The sequence below is a fragment of the Anoxybacillus sp. genome (assembly GCF_036834105.1).
Lineage (GTDB): Bacteria > Bacillota > Bacilli > Bacillales > Anoxybacillaceae > Anoxybacillus.
This window is the reverse complement of sequence record NZ_DAITON010000206.1, coordinates 1-2,676: the sequence shown is the minus strand read 5'-3', so window position 1 is coordinate 2,676 and position 2,676 is coordinate 1. Positions and strand designations below refer to the sequence as shown.

At 41.4% G+C, this 2,676-nt stretch carries 3 protein-coding genes and 1 riboswitch; of the genes, 1 reads left to right on the top strand and 2 read right to left on the bottom strand.

The features are described 5' to 3' along the window. Window positions 1-223 precede the first annotated feature (223 nt). Window positions 224-313, top strand: a riboswitch (cyclic di-GMP riboswitch). Window positions 314-418: 105 nt separating this feature from the next. Beyond that, window positions 419-2,110, top strand: a complete 1,692-nt coding sequence (locus V7Z64_RS12905) for a methyl-accepting chemotaxis protein (RefSeq protein ID WP_297992116.1) — start codon at window positions 419-421, stop codon at window positions 2,108-2,110. Window positions 2,111-2,168: 58 nt separating this feature from the next. On the opposite strand, the gene V7Z64_RS12900 is transcribed toward V7Z64_RS12905, so the two are convergent. Next, window positions 2,169-2,357: a YfhD family protein gene (locus V7Z64_RS12900; protein ID WP_297992114.1), complete on the bottom strand. Its 189-nt coding sequence runs from the start codon at window positions 2,355-2,357 to the stop codon at window positions 2,169-2,171. Between the two features lie 74 nt (window positions 2,358-2,431). After that, the gene (locus V7Z64_RS12895) at window positions 2,432-2,560 is read right to left on the bottom strand and encodes a YfhE family protein (RefSeq protein WP_297992112.1); all 129 of its coding nucleotides are present in this window, start codon (window positions 2,558-2,560) and stop codon (window positions 2,432-2,434) included. Between the last annotated feature and the right edge of the window lie 116 nt (window positions 2,561-2,676).

Sequence of the window (2,676 nt, the reverse complement as noted above, 5' to 3'; positions counted from 1 at the left end):
CTTCTAGGCAAAAAGGGATTTTTTGGTCTGTACATATGTAATGTAGCATGCATTTTATTTGAGAAAAATATCACAAATAAAATGTTCAAAAAAAAGAAAAATATTTTTGGATAAAAAGTTAAAAATTTGGTTTTGGCGTTGACATCATATAAAGTTTCCGTTTTAGTCATCATTTCGTACTTCCTTTTTCTTAGTTGCTATGTTAAGATGAAAATGTAAAAAATTGAATAATCGGCAAACTACTCGAAAGGGTAGGGCGCAAAGCTATAGGGGCTACGTCTATGCACAATAGATATGCCAGCCAGTTGCCCTTCTTGTAAGGAAATAGTAAGAAGGTTTTATTGGGGAACTATAGCTGCCTTTTCATTTATTTTAGGCAGCTTTTTATTTTATTTATCACATCATAGGGGGAATCATCATGAAGTTAACGGTAAGAAAAAAATTAGTCGCGACGTTTCTTTCCGTATTGTTGTTATTCGTCGTCGTAAGTATGCTTACATATAATCGATTAGAACAAATCGACAAGCAATATTCCGATGCGATGAAAGAAGGCTTCGAGCGCATTAACCTTGTCACGAATATGCAAAATGCGGTGTTGCGTGAACAAATTGCTGTGCGAGGGTTTTTAATTAACGGAAGCCCTGAAAGTTTAGCGGCGTTTGAGCAGGCGGCTAGCGAGTTTTCAGAGAACGAAAAGAAAATTGCAGCACTCAAGCTAGAGGGCGAAGGAAAACAAGCGATCGAACGTCTAGTGAAAGCAGAACAAGAATATCGCGATATTGCGAAACAAGCGATGGAGTTTAAACGGCAAGGCCAAATGGATGAAATTTCCCGACTTATGAAGGAAAGAGGAAATGCAATTACGTTAGAAGTGACAGAAGCAGGGGCGCAAGCGCGGGCAGTACAAGAGAAGCATTTGCAGCAAATGAGCGCGATGTTGTCACAACAAGCAAAACAAATGAAGTATATGACGCTAATTACAGTCGGTGTCGTTTTTCTTGTCAGTATGGCTATTGCGCTTTATATAAGCGAAAAAATTGCGCGACCAGTTAAACAAATTTCCGACTATGCGAAAAAAATTGCTGATGGTGATTTGTTGCTCGATGATATTCACGTTGCTAATCGTGATGAAATTGGGGAACTAGCACAAGCATTTAATCAAATGGTTCATCATTTGAAACAGCTCATTCAACAAGTAAGTACGGCGGCCGAGCATGTGTCCGCGTCTGCGGAAGAATTAACGGCAAGCGCCCAACAAGCAAATGCAGCGACAGAAGAAGTAACAGCATCGATTCAGGAAGTGGCTCAAGGGGCAGAAATGCAAGGAAAACGCGCGGAAGAAAGCGTGCAAGCGGTTGGTGAAATGGCAACAGCCATTGAACGAATGGCTCAAACCGCAACGTCAGTAGCAAGCTCTGCGACAGAGACAACAAAACAAGCGACGGTCGGACAGCAGTATTTACAAAAAGTCGTTGTACAAATGAATACAATTAATCAATCAACGAATGAAACGAATATGGTGATTAAAGAGTTAAACGAAAAATCAGCTCAAATCGGAAAAATTGTTGATGTCATCGTTGGCATTGCGGAGCAAACGAACTTATTGGCGTTGAACGCAGCCATTGAAGCAGCGCGCGCAGGGGAACATGGCAAAGGGTTTGCGGTTGTAGCGGATGAAGTGCGTAAACTAGCCGAACAGTCACGCGAATCAGCAAATCAAATTGCGCAATTAATTGAAACGATTCAACAAAATACAGGACACGTTGTTCATATTGTTGGAAAAGGAACGGAGGAAGTAAAACAAGGAACGAAGTTAGTTGAAGAGACAGGAACGTTTTTTGCGCGTATTTTGCGTTCGATTGAAGATGTGAATGCTCAAATTCAAGAGCTATCAGCCATTTCAGAGCAAATGTCGGCAGGTGTTCATCAAGTACATGCTTCCATGGACGAAGTATCATCGATTGCGAAACGATTCGTTGAGCGGACGGCTGAAATTTCTGCTTCCTCTGAAGAACAGCTCGCTTCTAGTGAAGAAATCACGTCCGCAGCTACATCGCTAGCTGAAATGGCCGAGAAATTAAGAAGTGAAGTGGCGAAGTTTAGAGTGTAGTACGAGTTACGAGGTTAGGAAAGAAGGTGTCCCGACATTCGGACACCTTCTTCATCTTTTAAGATTTTCTTCTTTTATTTTGGCGAATGCCAGCTGCTTCGACGCGAGCTTGCGCTTCTAAATCTTCATGATCAGCAAATTCCGCTGAAAACTCTACATCATGTCCGTCTGATTTCATCGTCTTTGGCACTTGTGGCATCGTCGCCTTGTTTTTATCGCGTGCTTTTTGACCGCGTGAACGACCCATCACTTTCGCCTCCTTTTCACTTATTTCGCTACTAGCATGTGACGAATAGCGAAAAAAATGAATGGAGAATGTTGTTAATGACGTGCATGTTTGTCGGTGAATCCGCCCGCTTGATCGGCACGCTTAAAGTCGCGGGCATAGGTCACTTCTTGTGCGCTAGAGAGCGTACTTTTTGTTTTATCGCGTTTCTTTTTGTCAGCCATATGTATCCCTCGCTTTTTTAATAATGTAACGTTAACATTATGAACAGAAAAATAAAAAATTATCCAAATAAAAAAACCTGTTCGCATCGAACAGGTTACGCTTCTTTTAATTGTTG